General features: G+C 64.3%; 12 protein-coding genes. 8 read left to right on the forward strand and 4 right to left on the reverse strand.

Annotated elements, in window-relative coordinates:
* Positions 1 to 21: 21 nt before the first annotated feature.
* A complete protein-coding gene (locus tag ACZ48C_RS23780) occupies positions 22 to 1,122 on the reverse strand; it encodes a carboxynorspermidine decarboxylase (protein WP_424546512.1) in 1,101 nt (366 codons plus the stop codon).
* Between the two features lie 526 nt (positions 1,123 to 1,648).
* Here ACZ48C_RS23780 and ACZ48C_RS23785 point away from each other — a divergent pair.
* Complete coding sequence (locus ACZ48C_RS23785) at positions 1,649 to 3,925, forward strand: heavy metal translocating P-type ATPase (RefSeq protein ID WP_464783200.1); 2,277 nt, start codon at positions 1,649 to 1,651, stop codon at positions 3,923 to 3,925.
* Positions 3,922 to 4,488 (forward strand): SCO family protein, encoded by a 567-nt coding sequence (locus ACZ48C_RS23790; protein WP_464783201.1) that lies wholly within the window; start codon positions 3,922 to 3,924, stop codon positions 4,486 to 4,488. The genes ACZ48C_RS23785 and ACZ48C_RS23790 overlap by 4 nt, the downstream gene beginning before the upstream one ends.
* A gap of 99 nt (positions 4,489 to 4,587) precedes the next feature.
* Here ACZ48C_RS23790 and ACZ48C_RS23795 read toward each other — a convergent pair whose 3' ends face one another.
* Positions 4,588 to 5,004 (reverse strand): MerR family transcriptional regulator, encoded by a 417-nt coding sequence (locus tag ACZ48C_RS23795; protein ID WP_318913267.1) that lies wholly within the window; start codon positions 5,002 to 5,004, stop codon positions 4,588 to 4,590.
* A gap of 351 nt (positions 5,005 to 5,355) precedes the next feature.
* On the opposite strand from ACZ48C_RS23795, the gene ACZ48C_RS23800 reads away from it, so the two are divergent.
* The 3 genes from ACZ48C_RS23800 to ACZ48C_RS23810 all read left to right on the forward strand — a co-directional run bounded on the left by ACZ48C_RS23800 (position 5,356) and on the right by ACZ48C_RS23810 (position 8,401).
* Positions 5,356 to 6,399: a L,D-transpeptidase family protein gene (locus tag ACZ48C_RS23800; RefSeq protein ID WP_464783202.1), complete on the forward strand. Its 1,044-nt coding sequence runs from the start codon at positions 5,356 to 5,358 to the stop codon at positions 6,397 to 6,399.
* Between the two features lie 16 nt (positions 6,400 to 6,415).
* Positions 6,416 to 7,123: a L,D-transpeptidase gene (locus tag ACZ48C_RS23805; RefSeq protein WP_464783203.1), complete on the forward strand. Its 708-nt coding sequence runs from the start codon at positions 6,416 to 6,418 to the stop codon at positions 7,121 to 7,123.
* A gap of 84 nt (positions 7,124 to 7,207) precedes the next feature.
* Positions 7,208 to 8,401, forward strand: a complete 1,194-nt coding sequence (locus ACZ48C_RS23810; protein WP_464783204.1) for an amidohydrolase family protein — start codon at positions 7,208 to 7,210, stop codon at positions 8,399 to 8,401.
* Positions 8,402 to 8,574: 173 nt separating this feature from the next.
* Here ACZ48C_RS23810 and ACZ48C_RS23815 read toward each other — a convergent pair whose 3' ends face one another.
* Positions 8,575 to 11,136 carry a GcvT family protein gene (locus ACZ48C_RS23815; RefSeq protein WP_464783205.1) on the reverse strand — a complete coding sequence of 854 codons (2,562 nt, stop codon included), beginning with the start codon at positions 11,134 to 11,136 and terminating at the stop codon, positions 8,575 to 8,577.
* A 255-nt stretch (positions 11,137 to 11,391) separates the two neighbouring features.
* Here ACZ48C_RS23815 and chrA point away from each other — a divergent pair, with 255 nt between their 5' ends.
* A complete protein-coding gene (gene chrA / locus ACZ48C_RS23820; protein ID WP_464783206.1) occupies positions 11,392 to 12,792 on the forward strand; it encodes a chromate efflux transporter in 1,401 nt (466 codons plus the stop codon).
* Positions 12,793 to 12,795: 3 nt separating this feature from the next.
* On the opposite strand, the gene ACZ48C_RS23825 is transcribed toward chrA, so the two are convergent.
* Positions 12,796 to 13,353: an XRE family transcriptional regulator gene (locus tag ACZ48C_RS23825; RefSeq protein WP_119254338.1), complete on the reverse strand. Its 558-nt coding sequence runs from the start codon at positions 13,351 to 13,353 to the stop codon at positions 12,796 to 12,798.
* Between the two features lie 71 nt (positions 13,354 to 13,424).
* Between ACZ48C_RS23825 and ACZ48C_RS23830 the strand changes: the two genes are divergently transcribed.
* Positions 13,425 to 14,561 carry an aminotransferase gene (locus tag ACZ48C_RS23830; RefSeq protein WP_318913278.1) on the forward strand — a complete coding sequence of 379 codons (1,137 nt, stop codon included), beginning with the start codon at positions 13,425 to 13,427 and terminating at the stop codon, positions 14,559 to 14,561.
* 162 nt (positions 14,562 to 14,723) lie between these two features.
* The gene (locus ACZ48C_RS23835; protein ID WP_119254340.1) at positions 14,724 to 14,870 is read left to right on the forward strand and encodes a DUF1127 domain-containing protein; all 147 of its coding nucleotides are present in this window, start codon (positions 14,724 to 14,726) and stop codon (positions 14,868 to 14,870) included.
* Positions 14,871 to 15,157: the final 287 nt, after the last annotated feature.

The raw sequence follows: 15,157 nt of genomic DNA on the forward strand, positions 1-15,157 counted from the left end.
TTCTGGGGTTGATGAGGGGGATTAGGAAAGGCTTGCTTCGTAGTCCGCGTAGTCGAATTCGCGGACGGTGCGGATGCTGCCATCGAGTTCACGGATGGCGATCGCCGGCATTTTCACGCCGTTGAACCAGTTCTTCTTGACCATGGTGTAGCCGGCGGCGTCCTGTACCGAAATGCGGTCGCCGACCTTCAGTTCCTGCTCGAAATTGAACTCGCCGAAGATGTCACCGGCAAGGCAGGACTTGCCGCAGACCATGTAGCGGTGCGGCCCGGTATTCGGGGAAAGCTTGGCGCTCTCGCGGTAGATCAGCAGGTCCAGCATGTGCGCCTCGATGGAACTATCCACGATGGCGAGGTCCTTGCCGTTGTTGAGCGTGTCGAGCACGGTCACCTCAAGCGAGGTGGACTTGGTGATCGAGGCTTCACCCGGCTCCAGATAGACCTGCACGCCGTATTCGCCGGCAAAGCGCTTCAGCCGCTCGGCGAATTTTTCCAGCGGGTAGTCCGCGCCGGTGAAGTGGATGCCGCCGCCGAGGCTAACCCATTCGGCCTTCTTCAGGAGCGGCGCGAACTTTTCCTCGATGGTGCCGAGCATACGGTCGAAGAGGTCGAAATCGCCGTTCTCGCAGTTGTTGTGGATCATGAAGCCTGAGACGCGGTCCATGACCGGCTCGACCTTCTTCACATCCCATTCGCCGAGGCGCGAGAAGGGGCGGGCGGGATCGGCAAGGTCGAAGCTCGACGAGGAGATGCCCGGATTGAGCCGCAGGCCCCGGACGATGCCGGAGGCCTTGTCGGAAAAGCGGTCGAGCTGGCCGATGGAGTTGAAGATGATCTTGTCGGCGTGGCTGATGACCTCGTCGATCTCGTAATCGGCATAGGCGACGGAATAGGCGTGCGTTTCCTTGCCGAAGCGCTCGTGGCCGAGGCGTACCTCGTTCAGCGATGAGGAGGTGGTGCCGTCCATGTAGTCCCGCATGAAATCGAAGACCGACCAGGTGGCGAAGCACTTCAGCGCCAGCAGCGCCTTGGCGCCGGAAATCTCGCGCAGCAGCGCGATCTTCTCCATGTTGGCGAGAAGCTTCGACTTGTCGATCAGATAGTAGGGCGTGTTCAGGGACATGGAGGACCTGTCTTCTTGCTGTGGATCGCGCGCCGGCAGTGCCGGAACGCGAGGAATCGCGGCAGAAGAGGCGTCAGCCTCCCGCTCCGCGTGGGCTCAGGGAAGGAACCGTCTGTTACGGTATCGTCGTCCGGACACGGCGATGTGACAGCGCCCTGGCGCTGTTCGCACGGTCAAGGTATCGGGTGAAATGGAGGACGGGCAGGCGCGGTGTCTTCGCCGGCCGCACGGAGGCGTCAGGCGTAACGGCGTCTAAGCCAGACCGTGCCGCGATGGCACGCATCGTAAAGCGTTCTTCCGTTCGGGGGGCATCTACCGAGCCCATCCCCGATTGGAAGAGGGCGTCGCAAGACATGGCGTCCTCCCCAACCAGCAGATGAAACCTGCAATAAGTGGGCGCTCTCTAGCACAGGCCGGCCGCAGAATTCAATGCGGTACTTTGGCCGAATTTTTTCGAGATCGGCTCTTGCACCTCTAGTCGCTAGAGGTCGTAGAACATCCTCAACAGACTGAAGAGGATTATGCGATGTCCGATGTGAAAGAGACGCGTTTCCGGGTGGAGGGCATGGATTGCGCCTCCTGCGCCAGCAAGATCGATACGGCCGTGCGCCGCATGCCGGGGGTCGCGGACGTTTCCGTTTCCGTCACCGCCGGCACGATGCGCGTGCAGCACGACGTGACGAGCGACCTAGAGGCGATCCGCCGCAAGGTCTCCGGCCTCGGCTATACGGTGACACCGGGCGCGGCTGCGGCTGCGGAAAAGCCGGCGGGCAAGCATGTGCACGGCCCCGGCTGCGATCATGACCACGTGCACGACCATGCACATGATAATGATCACGACCACCACGACCATGATCACGCCGGCCACGACCATGACGCCAAGCCGAAGGCCGCGGCCATCGAAGGGCTGCATGGGCACGACCACGGCCCGTCGGAAGGCCCGTGGTGGAAAGGCAAGAAGGGCCGCCTCACCATTCTGGCCGGCGCATCGCTGGTCGTCGCCTACGGTATCGGCCATCTCTTCCCGGCGATCGAGACCTATGCCTTCATCATCGCGATGTTCGTCGGCCTCGTGCCGATCGCCCGCCGCGCCATCATGGCTGCGCTCGCGGGCACACCCTTCTCCATCGAGATGCTGATGACCATCGCCGCCGTCGGTGCCGTCATCATCAATGCCACGGAGGAAGCGGCCGCCGTCGTCTTCCTGTTCCTCGTCGGCGAATTGCTGGAGGGCGTTGCCGCCGGCAAGGCGCGCGACAGCATTCGCTCGCTCTCCGCCCTCGTGCCCAAGACCGCGCTTCTGGAAGAAGGGGAGGGCCGCACGAAGGAAGTGCCGGCCGAGCAGCTTGCCGTCGGTGCCGTCATCCTCGTGCGTCCGGGCGACCGCATTTCCGCCGACGGCACGATCATCGAGGGCGAAAGCGCCATCGACGAAGCGCCCGTCACCGGCGAAAGCACGCCCGTGCGCAAGGAAGTCGGAGACACGGTCTTCGCCGGCACGGTCAACGGCGATGCGGCCCTGCGCATCCGCGTCACCGCCGCCGCATCCGACAACACCATCGCCCGCGTCATCAAGCTGGTCGAGGAGGCGCAGGAATCGAAGGCGCCGACCGAGCGCTTCATCGACCGCTTCTCCAAATATTACACGCCCGGCGTGGTCGTCGTCGCCGCGCTCGTCGCGATCATCCCGCCGCTCTTCTTCGGCGGCATCTGGAGCGAATGGGTCTACAAGGGCCTCGCCGTCCTGCTGATCGGCTGCCCCTGCGCGCTGGTCATCTCCACGCCCGCCGCCATCGCCGCCGCGCTTTCGGCCGGCGCCCGCCGCGGCCTGCTCATGAAGGGCGGCGCGGTGCTGGAAGGCCTCGGCAAGCTCACCGCCATCGCCTTCGACAAGACCGGCACGCTGACCGAGGGCAAGCCTGTCGTCACCGACATCGTCGCCTTCTCCCAGCCGGCGGCCGAGGTCCTGCGCCTTGCCGCCGCGCTGGAGGCCGGCTCCAGCCATCCGCTGGCCCTCGCCATTCTCGGCAAGGCTGACGCCGACGGCGTCGTTCCCCCGGTCGCCACCGGCTCCCGCGCGCTGGGCGGCAAGGGCGTCACCGCCACCGTCGAGGGCAAGGACATCTTCCTCGGCTCGCCCAAGGCTGCCGCCGATCGCGTCACGCTCTCGCCGGAGGTACAGGCAGCCATCACGGCGCTCAACGACGACGGCAAGACCGTCTCCATGCTGATCGTCGACGGCGTTCTCGCCGGGGCTATCGCCATGCGCGACGAGCCGCGCGCCGATGCCGCTAGCGGCCTGAAGACCCTGCGCGACGCCGGTATCAAGACGATCATGCTGACCGGAGACAATGCCCGCACGGCCAAAGCCGTCGGCGCCGAACTCGGCATCGAGGTGCGCGCCGAGCTGATGCCCGAGGACAAGCAGCGCATCGTCGGCGAACTCCAGCGTGAAGGCTTCGTCGTCGGCAAGATCGGCGACGGCATCAACGACGCCCCGGCGCTCGCGGCCGCCAATATCGGCATCGCCATGGGCGGTGGCACGGACGTCGCACTGGAAACGGCGGATGCCGCCATTCTGCACGGCCGCGTCGGCGACGTCGCGCTGATGACTGACCTTTCCAGGCGCACCATGCGCAACATCACGGAGAACATCGTCATCGCCCTCGGCCTCAAGGGTGTCTTCCTGGTCACCACCATCGTTGGCATCACCGGCCTCTGGCCGGCGATCCTCGCCGATACCGGCGCCACCGTGCTCGTGACGATGAACGCCCTGCGCCTCCTGAGGTCCATCAAGGGATGAAGCGGCGCACCCTCATCGCTCTCTTCATGGGGACCGCGGCGGCAGGCGTGCTGACCGCGGTCCTCGCCCCGCGCCAGGACCAGCCGAAACAGCGCGCCTTCACCCTGCAGACGGTCGACGGAGATCCCTTCCGCTCGGCCGATCTTGCGGGCAGGCCCTATCTCGTCTTCTTCGGCTTCACTCATTGCCCGGATGTCTGCCCGACCGCACTCTTCGAGCTGTCGGCGCTCCTGAAGGATACCGGCCCGGCGGCCGATCGCATCACGCCGCTCTTCGTCTCCATCGATCCCGAGCGGGACACGGCGGATTTGCTGAAACTCTACATGACGTCCTTCGACCCGAGGATTGTCGCGCTCCGCGGCGATGCCGCGCAGACGAAGGCGGCGGCGGATGCGTTCTCGGCCTTTTATCGGAAGGTGCTGACGGCGTCCGACAGCTATACGATGGAGCACACGGCCGGCCTCTTCCTCATCCGCGCCGACGGCCGCCTGCAAGGCATGCTCGACATGCACGAGCCGCGCGAAAACCAGCTGCAGAAACTGAAGCTGCTGGCCGCGTCCTAGAGCATTTCCAGCCGAAGCGAAATCGCTTCGGCGTCGGATAATGCGATAAAAACAAGAATCTAGAACACGTTCGGAGAACCGGAGTTCACCGGACGTGCTCTAGTCGTGGTCGTCGGTGCAGAGATCGTGGTTGGCCAGTGCCCGGATGACGTAGCAATCGCTGATCTGGTCGGAATGGCAATGGCTGGTGATGCGCTCCAGCTCCGCCTCCAGCTTGCGCAGCCGGGCGATCTTGCGCCGCACGGTGGCAAGCTGCTCGGCGGCGATGCGGTCGGCGTCGTGGCAGGGGCGCTCGGGGTGCTGGCTGAGGTCGATCAGCTCGCGGATCGCGTCGATGGTGAGGCCGAGGTCGCGGGCATGGCGGATGAAGGCGAGCCGGTCGCGCTCCTCGCTGGAATAGCGTCGCTGGTTGCCCTCGGAACGTTCGGCGTGGGAAAGCAGGCCCATCTGCTCGTAGTAGCGGATGGTCGGAACCTTGACGCCCGTTTCCCTGGAAAGATCGCCGATCGTCAGCATTGCATTCGCCTCTTCAATGAACCCACCAAGAGATGTGGCGGGCACCGTCGCAAATCAAGTTTTCTCTCGGTAGAGCGGCCCGGCGCAAGCGTCTGACGATATTGTGTTCACGCCGTGATGTCAGGTCGAAAGAAAGCCGCAAAGCTGGGGTTGAAGCTCAAGGGGCTTGAGGATTTAAGCTCCAGCCGAACTGAAGCCCCGGATTGGGGCGAAAACTGAGGCATGACGCCGCGCGAGGGCCGATGAAGGCCGTAAGATTAACGAAGTTCTAAGCAATCGCTTGGACTCTGAACCGAGACGCGCCGCGGGGACTGCGGCGCACCACGGACCCCGAAAAACCGAAAACGACCCATGTTTGCGCTTCGCCACCGTCTTTCTGTTGAAACTGCCCGCCTGCGTCTCCCGCTTCTCGCGCGCCTGGCCGCTGCGACCGTCGCCGGCGGCCTGCTCGCCGGCTGCATGGCCATGGACGTCGCTTCGCTCGCCGAGGCGCCGAAGCTTTCCAACAAGGTGAAAGCCGAGATGTCGAAGAAGAAGATGCGCCCGGAGAGCCCCGTGCTCGTGCGCATCTTCAAGCAGGAAAGCGAGCTGGAAGTCTGGAAGGTCGATACGAGCGGCAAATATGCGCTCTTCAAGACCTATCCGATGTGCCGCTGGTCCGGAAAGCTCGGGCCGAAGACGAAGAGTGGCGACCGGCAGGCGCCGGAAGGCTTCTACCATGTCTCCGCCGGAATGCTGAACCCGAATTCGCAATATTACGTCTCGTTCAACCTCGGCTATCCGAACAGGCTGGAATCGGCGCTCGGCTATTCGGGCGAGGCGCTGATGGTGCATGGCGCCTGCTCGTCCTCGGGCTGCTACGCCATGACGGACCAGGGCGTCGGCGAGATCTACGCCATCGTCCAGAAGGCGCTGGAGAGCGGGCAGGGCCGCTTCCAGGTGCAGGCCTATCCCTTCCGCATGACCACGGAGAACATGGCCAAGCACAAGGGCGACCCGAACATGCCCTTCTGGCGCACCCTGAAGGAGGGCTACGATGCTTTCGCCTTCACCAAGCGCCAGCCGAAAGTCTCCGTCTGCGGCGGCCGCTACGTCTTCAACAAGGAATTCGCAACCGGCGAGCCGAGCGATCCGCTGGCGCAGTGCCCGGCCACCGTCGATGGCGCCGACAATGATCTGATGGCGAAGATCGGTGCGGAACAAAAGAAGCTGGATGCGGCTTTTGCAGGCGCCGCGCCGGTTTCCAGTTTCTCCTATTCGGACGGCGGCATGCATCCGAGCTTCCGCTCGCTGCTCAAGCAGGAGGGAGCAAAGGGCATGGCTGCGCGCATCTCGCGGACGAAGTACCCGGTCAGCCGGCCCGAAGCCGCTCTTGCCGATCCCTATGACGATTGATGTGTGAGGACATGTATTGACTGGTGAAAGCGTAACCCGCCGGTCCTTCCTGCTCGGCAGCGCAGGATTGGCAACCACCGTTCTGGCCGGCTGCACCTCGGTGCCCGTGCGCGAAAGGGTGGCCGCCGAGCCCGAGCCGGTCGATACCAGCATCTACGCCGCCATGTACGGGCCGAAGCCGGACGAGCAGTTTCCGCTGCCGGCCATCCCCTACCAGAAGATCGATCCGCGCTTCTATCGCCAGATGGTGCCGAACCCCACCGGCGAGCGCCCCGGCGTAATCGTCGTCGATACCGCGAGCCACTTCCTCTACCTCACCTATGAGGATGGACAGGCCATGCGCTATGGCGTCGGCCTTGGCCGCGCCGGTTTCGAATGGGCCGGCCGCGGCGTCATCCAGTACAAGCGCGAATGGCCGCGCTGGACGCCGCCGGACGAGATGATCGGCCGCCAGCCGGAGCTGGAGCCTTACAGCTCCCGCAACGGCGGCATGGAGCCCGGCCTCAAGAACCCGCTCGGCGCCCGTGCGCTCTATATCTTCCGCGACGGCGAGGATACGCTCTATCGCATTCACGGCTCGCCGGAATGGTGGACCATCGGCAAGTCCGTCTCGTCCGGCTGCGTGCGCATGATGAATCAGGACGTCGTCGACCTCTACAACCGCGTGCAGAACGGCACGCCCATCGTGGTGCTCGGTTCGCCGGCCGTTGCCGCGGCCTATTGACTGTATACGATTTTCGCGTCTAATTGTGTGCGATATGGTTTGCTCCCATCGGGCAGGCCCGGTCGCGCATGATGGAGACGCGAGATGACGGACACTCTTTTCACCAATGCGAAGCTGGCCGATGGCTCGCTGAAGGATATCGGCGTCGTGCACGGACGCGTCGTCTCGATCGCGCCGGCCGGCGCGACATCGGATGCGGCGCGGAAGATCGACATTGCCGGTGCGTTGCTGGTGCCGGCCTTCGTCGAGGGGCATATCCACCTCGACACGAGCTTCTACGGCGACAAGTGGATCCCGCACAAACCCTGCACGAATGGTTTCGATGTGCATGAGCGCGTCACCTTCCAGGCGCAGAACATGGCGCAGGCCGCGCCGATGGACGAGCGCGCCCGCAACCAGCTCGAGCTTTGCGTCGCCAATGGCTCCCTCCAGATGCGCAGCCATGTCATGGTTGACGGTTCCGTCGGGCTGAAGTCGCTGGAGACGATCCTGAAGGTCCGCGAGGAATATCGCGGCATCATCGATATCCAGCTCGTCGCCTTCCCGCAGAGCGGCATCCTGAAAAGCCCTGGCACGCCGGAGCTTCTGGACGAGGCCATTGCCATGGGCGCCGATCTCGTCGGCGGCCTCGATCCGGCGAGCTTCGACCGCGATCTTCAGGGCCATCTCGACGTCGTCTTTGGCGTCGCGGAAAAGCATGGCGTCGGGGTCGACATCCATCTCCATGATTTCGGCACGCTCGGCGCCTTCACGGTGGAGGAGATCTGCGCCCGCACGGTGGCGCTCGGCATGCAGCACAAGGTCGCGATCAGCCACGCCTACGGTCTCGGCAATCTCGACCGGGATGCCGCCCGCCGCATCGGTGCGAAGATCGCCGCCGCCGGCGTCTCCATCATGACCAACGCGCCCGGAGACCATGCCTTCCCGCCGGTCGCGCTCCTGCGCGCCGAGGGTGTCAACGTCTTTGCCGGCAGCGACAATATCCGCGATTCCTGGTGGCCTTACGGCGATGGCGACATGCTCGGCCGCGCCATGATGATCGGCTACCGCTCCGGCTTTTACACCGACGAAGACCTCGCCGCCGCCTTCGATATCGTCACCGCAGCGGGCGCAAAGGCCCTCGGCCTCGAAGGCTACGGCATCGCGCTTGGCGCCAAGGCCGACTTCGTGACGCTCGCCGCCGAACATGTGCCGGAGGCGGTTGTCGCGGTTCCGAAAGGCCGGCGGGTCTTCAAGGAGGGCCGGCTGGTCGCGGAGAACGGCGCGGTGGTGCGATAATCTCTCCGCCGTCACCTCTCGTCGAATAACCTCTCCTTCGTCATGGTCGGGCTTGACCCGAGGATGGGGAAAGAGAGGGCGTGCTTGAAGTGACTGGACGGTCAAAGTCTTCGCAAACGAAAAAGGCGTGCCGGCTTTCCACCGGCACGCCTTTTCGTTTGATGTGAAGCCGCTTACGTGCGCGGCTTCAGGTTCTCGGGATCGTAAAGCGGCTTATAGCCGATGCTGACCACCTCGACCGGGTAGCTCTCGTCGAAATATTCGATGTTGAGCTTGCGGCCTTCCTGGCAATAGGCATGCGGCAGGTAGGCAAGCGCGATGTTCTTGCCGATGGTCGGGCCGAAGGCGATGGAGGTCGTGTAGGAGCGGCGGCCGAGGTCGTCGATCAGGATTTCGCCGGTGGCCGGGTCCACGACCGGCAGGTTGCCGAGCGGGTAGCGCTTGACGCCGTTCCTGTCCGTATTCTCCGTCATGACGAGCGTGCAGAGCATGGCGGGCTGGTGGTCGCGCGCCTTGTATTCCAGATGCTTCGCCTTGCCGCGGAAATCGGCTTCCTTGACCTTCGGGCGGGCAAGGTCGGCCTCGATGAGGTTGTACTGGGTAAGAAGGTCGGCGTTCTGAAGGCGCAGGCTCTTTTCCATGCGGCGCGAGTTGGCATAGGTCTCGACGCCGACCGCCATAACGCCGGTGGAGCGCAAAGCGTCCCAGACAGCGAGACCGTCCTCGTACTTCATGTGCAGTTCCCAGCCCTGCTCGCCGACATAGGAGATGCGGAAGGCGGTCACGTTCTTGCCGGCGATCTCGATCTGCTTGATCGCGGCGAAGGGGAAGTTCTCGACGTTCAGGCCATCGGGATCGGCGACTACTTTCTTGAGGTTCTCCCGGGCGTTCGGACCCCAGATGCCGATGGTGATGAACTTCTCCGACGTGTCGGTGATGGTGACGTCGAGGCCGCGATCCTCGGCGACGCGCTTCATGTAGTGGAAGTCGCGCGGGCCGGCATCGGCGCCGTTGACGAGGCGGCAGCGGTCGGCCATGCGGAAGACGGTGAAGTCGGCGCGCACCATGCCCTCGTCGTCGAGGAAGTGGGTATAGATGCCCTTGCCGATATTGCCGTCGCCGCCGATTTTTGCCGCGCAGAGCCATTCCAGGAGCTCGACATGGTCGGGACCTTCGATATCGACCATGTGGAAGTGCGAGAGGTTGATGATGCCGCAATCCTCGCTCAGCGCCAGGTGCTCGGCATTGGAGACGCGCCAGAAGTGGCGGCTGTCCCATTCGTTCTCGCGCACCGGCACGCGGTCGCCGTATTTTTCCAGAAGGTGCTCGTTGGCCTTGTAGCCATGCGCGCGCTCCCAGCCGCCGAGTTCCATGAAGTAGCCGCCGAGCTCCACCTCGCGCTCGTAGAAGGGCGAGCGCTTGACGCCGCGGCCCGAGGCATAGGGCTCGCGGTTGTGCACGGCCGGGAAGTAGATCTTCTGGGCGGCCTCGTAGGTGCGGCCCTCGATGAACTTCTCTTCCAGCTGGTGCGGGTAGAAGCGCGAATAGTCGATCGAGTTGTGGTCGATCTCGGTGCGGCCGTCCGTCATCCAGTCGGCGATCAGCTTGCCGTAGCCGGGACCGTCCTTCACCCAGATGGCGACGCAGTACCAGAGGCCGCGCACCTTCTGGCTTTCGCCGCAGGACGCGCCGCCGCCGGCGGAAACCTGCAGCAGGCCGTTGAAGGAATGGCCTTCGTTATAGCCGAGTTCACCGAGGATCGGCGTCAGCTCCATGGCCTTTTCGAGCGGCTCGAGGATCTGTTCCATGTCGAGGTCGCGCTGTGAGGGCGACAGGCGCGCCTCGTGCTTTTCGAGAATGTCGCGCGGATGGCAGAGACGCGGATTGGTGGTCTCATAATAACCCCATTCGATCTGGCCGCCCTCGGTGGTCTTCGGGTCGCCCGTGTCGCGCATATAGGCGGAGTTGCCCTGGTCGCGCAGCAGCGGGAAGCCGATTTCCTTGCCGGTGCCTTCGAATTCGTTATACGGGCCGAAGAAGGTCAGCGGATGGTCGACGGGCATGACCGGCAGGTCCTCGCCCACCATCTCGGCGATCAGGCGGCCCCAGATGCCGGCGCAGACGATGACATGGTCGGCCATGATCGTGCCGCGATGGGTGACGACGCCCTTGATGCGGCCCTTCTCGACGATGAGCGCGGTGGCCGGCGTGTTGCCGTAGACCTGCAGCTTGCCGGACTTCTCGGCGGCATCGACCAGCTTGCCCGCGACGGTCTGCGAACGCGGGATGACGAGGCCGGCATCGGGATCGAACAGGCCGCCCTGCACCTGGTCTTCCTCGATCAGCGGGAACATTTCCTTGATCTCGGACGGCGAGACCGAGCGGGCGCGCGTGCCGAAGGCGCGGGCGGAGGAAAGCTTGCGCTTGATCTCCTCCATCCAGGCATCGTCACCCGTGCGGGCGACTTCGAGGCCGCCGATGCGGGCGTAGTGGCCCATCTTCTCGTAGAAATCGATGGAATACTGGGTCGTCCAGACCGAGAGATAGTCGTGGCTGGTCGTGTAGCAGAAGTCCGAGGCATGCGCCGTCGAACCGATATCGGTCGGGATGCCCGACTTGTCGATGCCCACGATATCGTCCCAGCCGCGCTCGATGAGATGGTGGGCGATGGACGCGCCCACGATGCCACCCAAACCGATGATGACGACCTTCGCCTTTTGCGGAAACTCTGCCATGCTGATAGACCCCGATGAGAAATTGCGCCCGATTTTAGGGCCTCGCTCGACGCCAGTGCAGCCTGTCTGCGACTCGTCCGCGACCAGTTCCGACAGTCCCTGAAAGCGGTGCCCCCGGCCGGTGGTGCGACCCTAGCCGAATGCCAGTCCGGCGCCACCTCTTTTTTGAAACGGCGAAGGTGGGGAGCGGCTGTCGAATCCGTGTCATAAGAAGAGGCCATGTAGCAGGCCGGTTCGACGGGGAGAGGACATTCGATGGATGAGACAATGACCGCGCCTGCAAATCCGGACGCGCGGCAGGGCCACGGCGTTTCCTTCGGCGAGGCGCTGCGCGTATGGGCGCGGGTCGCAGCGCTCAGCTTCGGCGGGCCGGCGGGGCAGATCGCGGTCATGCACCGCATCGTCGTCGACGAGAAGCGCTGGATCGGCGAGAGCCGTTTTCTCCATGCGCTCAACTATTGCATGCTGCTGCCGGGGCCGGAGGCGCAGCAGCTTGCCGTCTACATCGGCTGGCTGATGCACCGCACCTGGGGCGGGCTGGCCGCCGGCCTCCTCTTCATCCTGCCGGGTTTCCTTTCCATCCTCGCCCTCAGCTATGTCTATGTGATCTTCGGCGATGCCGGCATCGTCGAAGGGCTGTTCTTCGGCCTCAAGGCGGCGGTGCTGGCCGTGGTGGTGCAGGCGGTGTTCCGCATCGGCAGCCGGGCGCTGGTCAATCCGGCGATGATCGCCATTGCTACCGGCGCCTTCATCGCCATTTTCGCCTTCAAGGTGCCATTCCCGCTCATCATCCTCGTTGCCGCCATCGTCGGCTATGCCGGGTCGCGGTCGGGATCGCGCCTGTTCCGCACCGCCTCCGGCCACGCGGCCGCGCGCGGAGCCGTGCTGCAGGATCGCGATTCGCTTCTCGGCGAAGGGACGCCGGCCCATGCCCGCCCCGATCTCCTCTGGTCGCTGAAGATATCGGCGGCGCTTCTCGGCCTCTGGCTCGGGCCGGTCGCTCTCATCGCGGTCTTCGCCGGCGGCGGCAATGTCTTCACCGAGATCGGCATCTTCTTCAGCAAGATGGCGGTCGTCACCTTCGGCGGGGCCTATGCGGCGCTCGCCTATGTCGCGCAGGAGGCCGTGCAGCACTACGGCTGGCTGAGGCCGGGCGAGATGCTCGACGGGCTCGGCATGGCGGAAACGACGCCGGGGCCGCTGATCATGGTGCTGCAATTCGTTGGCTTTCTCGGAGCCTATCGCGATCCCGGCAGCCTCGATCCGATGGTGGCCGCGACGCTTGCCGCGATCCTCACCACATGGGTCACCTTCGTTCCCTGTTTCCTGTGGATTTTCCTCGGCGCGCCCTTCATCGAGAAGCTGCGCGGCAATGCCGCCCTTTCCGGCGCCCTGTCGGCGATCACCGCCGCGGTGGTCGGCGTCATCCTCAACCTTGCCGTCTGGTTCGCCATTCACACGCTGTTCGGCCGGGTGACTGTGCTGGCCGCCGGCCCGTTCCATATCGAACTGCCCGTCCTTGCGACGATCGTCCTGCCCTCGGCGCTGCTGGCGGCCGCAGCCGCCTTCGCGCTTTTCCGGCTGAAGGCGTCTGTGCTGCTGACGCTCGGCCTTACGGCGCTGGCCGGCATCGGCTGGCGGTTGCTGGCCGGCTGACGGTCAGGCGATGACGTTGCGCACGAAACGCACGGGCACGTCGCCGGGATTGGCATAGGCATAGGCCCGGTCGGTGCCGTAGACGGCAAAGCTGCCCGCCGGATAGTCCTTCACCGTACCCGAAAGTTCGAGCCGCAGGGTGCCTTCCGTCACCAGCACCATCTCGTGCCAGCCGGCCGGGTCCGGCTCCGCCTCGTAGCGCTCGCCGGGGCCGAGCGACCAGAGCCACATCTGCGCCTCCACCGTTGCCGGCGCGGAGCCGAGCAGGACGGCGGTGCTTTCGGCATGCTTTCCCCGCCACGTCACCTCGTTGATCTCGGCGGATGGCGCCCGGGCGGGATCGCGCACGAGATCGACGAAGCCGACGCCCATCGCCGCGGCAAGCTTGTCGAGGCTCGAGAGGCTGATATTGGCGTCGCCTCCCTCAAGCGCCACGATCATGCGGCGGCTGATGCCGGAGGCTTCCGCCAGTGCCGCCTGGCTGAGACCCGCTGCCTGCCTGAGGCGGCGCAGGTTGCCCGAGACATGGGCGAGGACGTCGCTGCGTTCTTGACTGTGCAATATACTGCTCTATCGTTCGTGTCGAAGGGCTGCTGCCCGCTTTTCGCTTTCTAACCCGAAAGGACCCCGCCATGAAGATACGCGATTTCGGCGTCGAAATATGGATGAACCGCTATGAAAACCATTGCGAGCTCAATCTCGCGGAAACCTGCGTCGAATCGCTGACGGTCGCCGAGCTGCTCGACATGGCCGGCAAGCGCGACGACATCCTGTCCGAGCTGCTGCCGATGAAGCTTACCTACGGCGCGATCGAGGGCAGCGACCGGCTGCGCGGGCAGATCGCCGGCCTTTACGAGAAGCAGGCGATCGAGAATGTCGTCGTCACCCATGGCGCGATCGGCGCCAATGCGCTGGTGCACGAGACGCTGGTGGAGCCCGGCGACCGCGTCGTCTCGGTCCTGCCCACCTACCAGCAGCACTATTCGATCCCCGAAAGCTTCGGGGCGGATGTCGGCATTCTCAAGCTGACGCCCGAGCACGGCTTCCTGCCGGATCTTGCCGAGCTGCGCCGCCTTGCCACGCCCGGCACGAAGCTCATCTGCCTCAACAACCCCAACAATCCGACCGGTTCGCTGATGGATCGCGACTTCCTCTCGCAGGTCGTCGAGATCGCGCGCGGCTGCGGCGCCTGGATCCTCTGCGACGAGGTCTATCGCGGCACGGACCAGCAGGGCGATGGCATGACGGCCTCCATCGCCGATCTTTATGAAAAGGGCATCAGCACCGGCAGCATGTCGAAGACCTATTCGCTGGCGGGCCTCCGCCTCGGCTGGATCGTCGGGCCGAAGGCGCTGCTTCACAAGGTTTCCATCCATCGCGACTACAACACGATCAGCGTCGGCATGCTGGACGACCATTTCGCGGCCATCGCGCTGGAAAATCGCGACAAGATCCTTGCGCGCAGCCATGAGATCACCCGGCGCAACCTTGCCATCCTCGCCGAATGGGTGGAGGGCGAGCCGCTGATTTCCTGGGTGAAGCCGAAATCCGGCACGACCGCGCTCCTGAAATACGACCTCCCGCTCACTTCCGAGGCCTTCTGCACCAGGCTGCTGGAGCGCACCGGCGTCATGCTGACACCCGGCAGCGCCATGGACATGGAAGGCTATCTTCGCATCGGCTACGCCAATGGCGAAGCGATCCTGCGCGAGGGCCTGAAGCGCTTCACCGCCTTCCTGCGCGAGGAGCAGGCTGCGCGCGCCGCATAGCTGCTTCGTTAATGAAACCTTACTCACCCATGCATCCACTGCATGGGTGACGTGCCAGCTTCGCGCTTTTCCGCAGCGCAGCATGACGGTACAAGGCGGCCATCGAAAGACGCGGCGCCACGGACCGGTGCCGAACAGAGAGCCCTACGAAAGGGGATCATCATGAACATGGCACGTTCCTTCAACAATTGGCGCAAGTACCGTCAGACCGTCAACGAACTCGACCGCATGTCCGCTCGCGAACTGCGCGACCTCGGCATCGAGCGTTCGGAAATCAAGGCTGTCGCCCGCGCCGCCGTCGGCTTCTGACCGACGCCGCAAGGCAAGATTTCAAAAACGCCCGCCTTCCGGCGGGCGTTTTTGCATGTGCGAACGAATCACCTCGGTGAGACTTAATTCAACGGAATTGAGATATACGTTACGCGCATAACGCATAGCTGCATTGCAAAACGGTGCCTATGAAATAATCAGGAATCGGATATAGTCACACTTATCGAAGCAACGTACCTCCTCCCACGAGGCTTCGATGGATGCAGAAGGCCTACTCCTCCTCCCAGGGCCGACTGCGGGAATGACGACACTCCTCCTCCCAGTCG

The organism is Shinella sp. 1A1 (assembly GCF_055379515.1).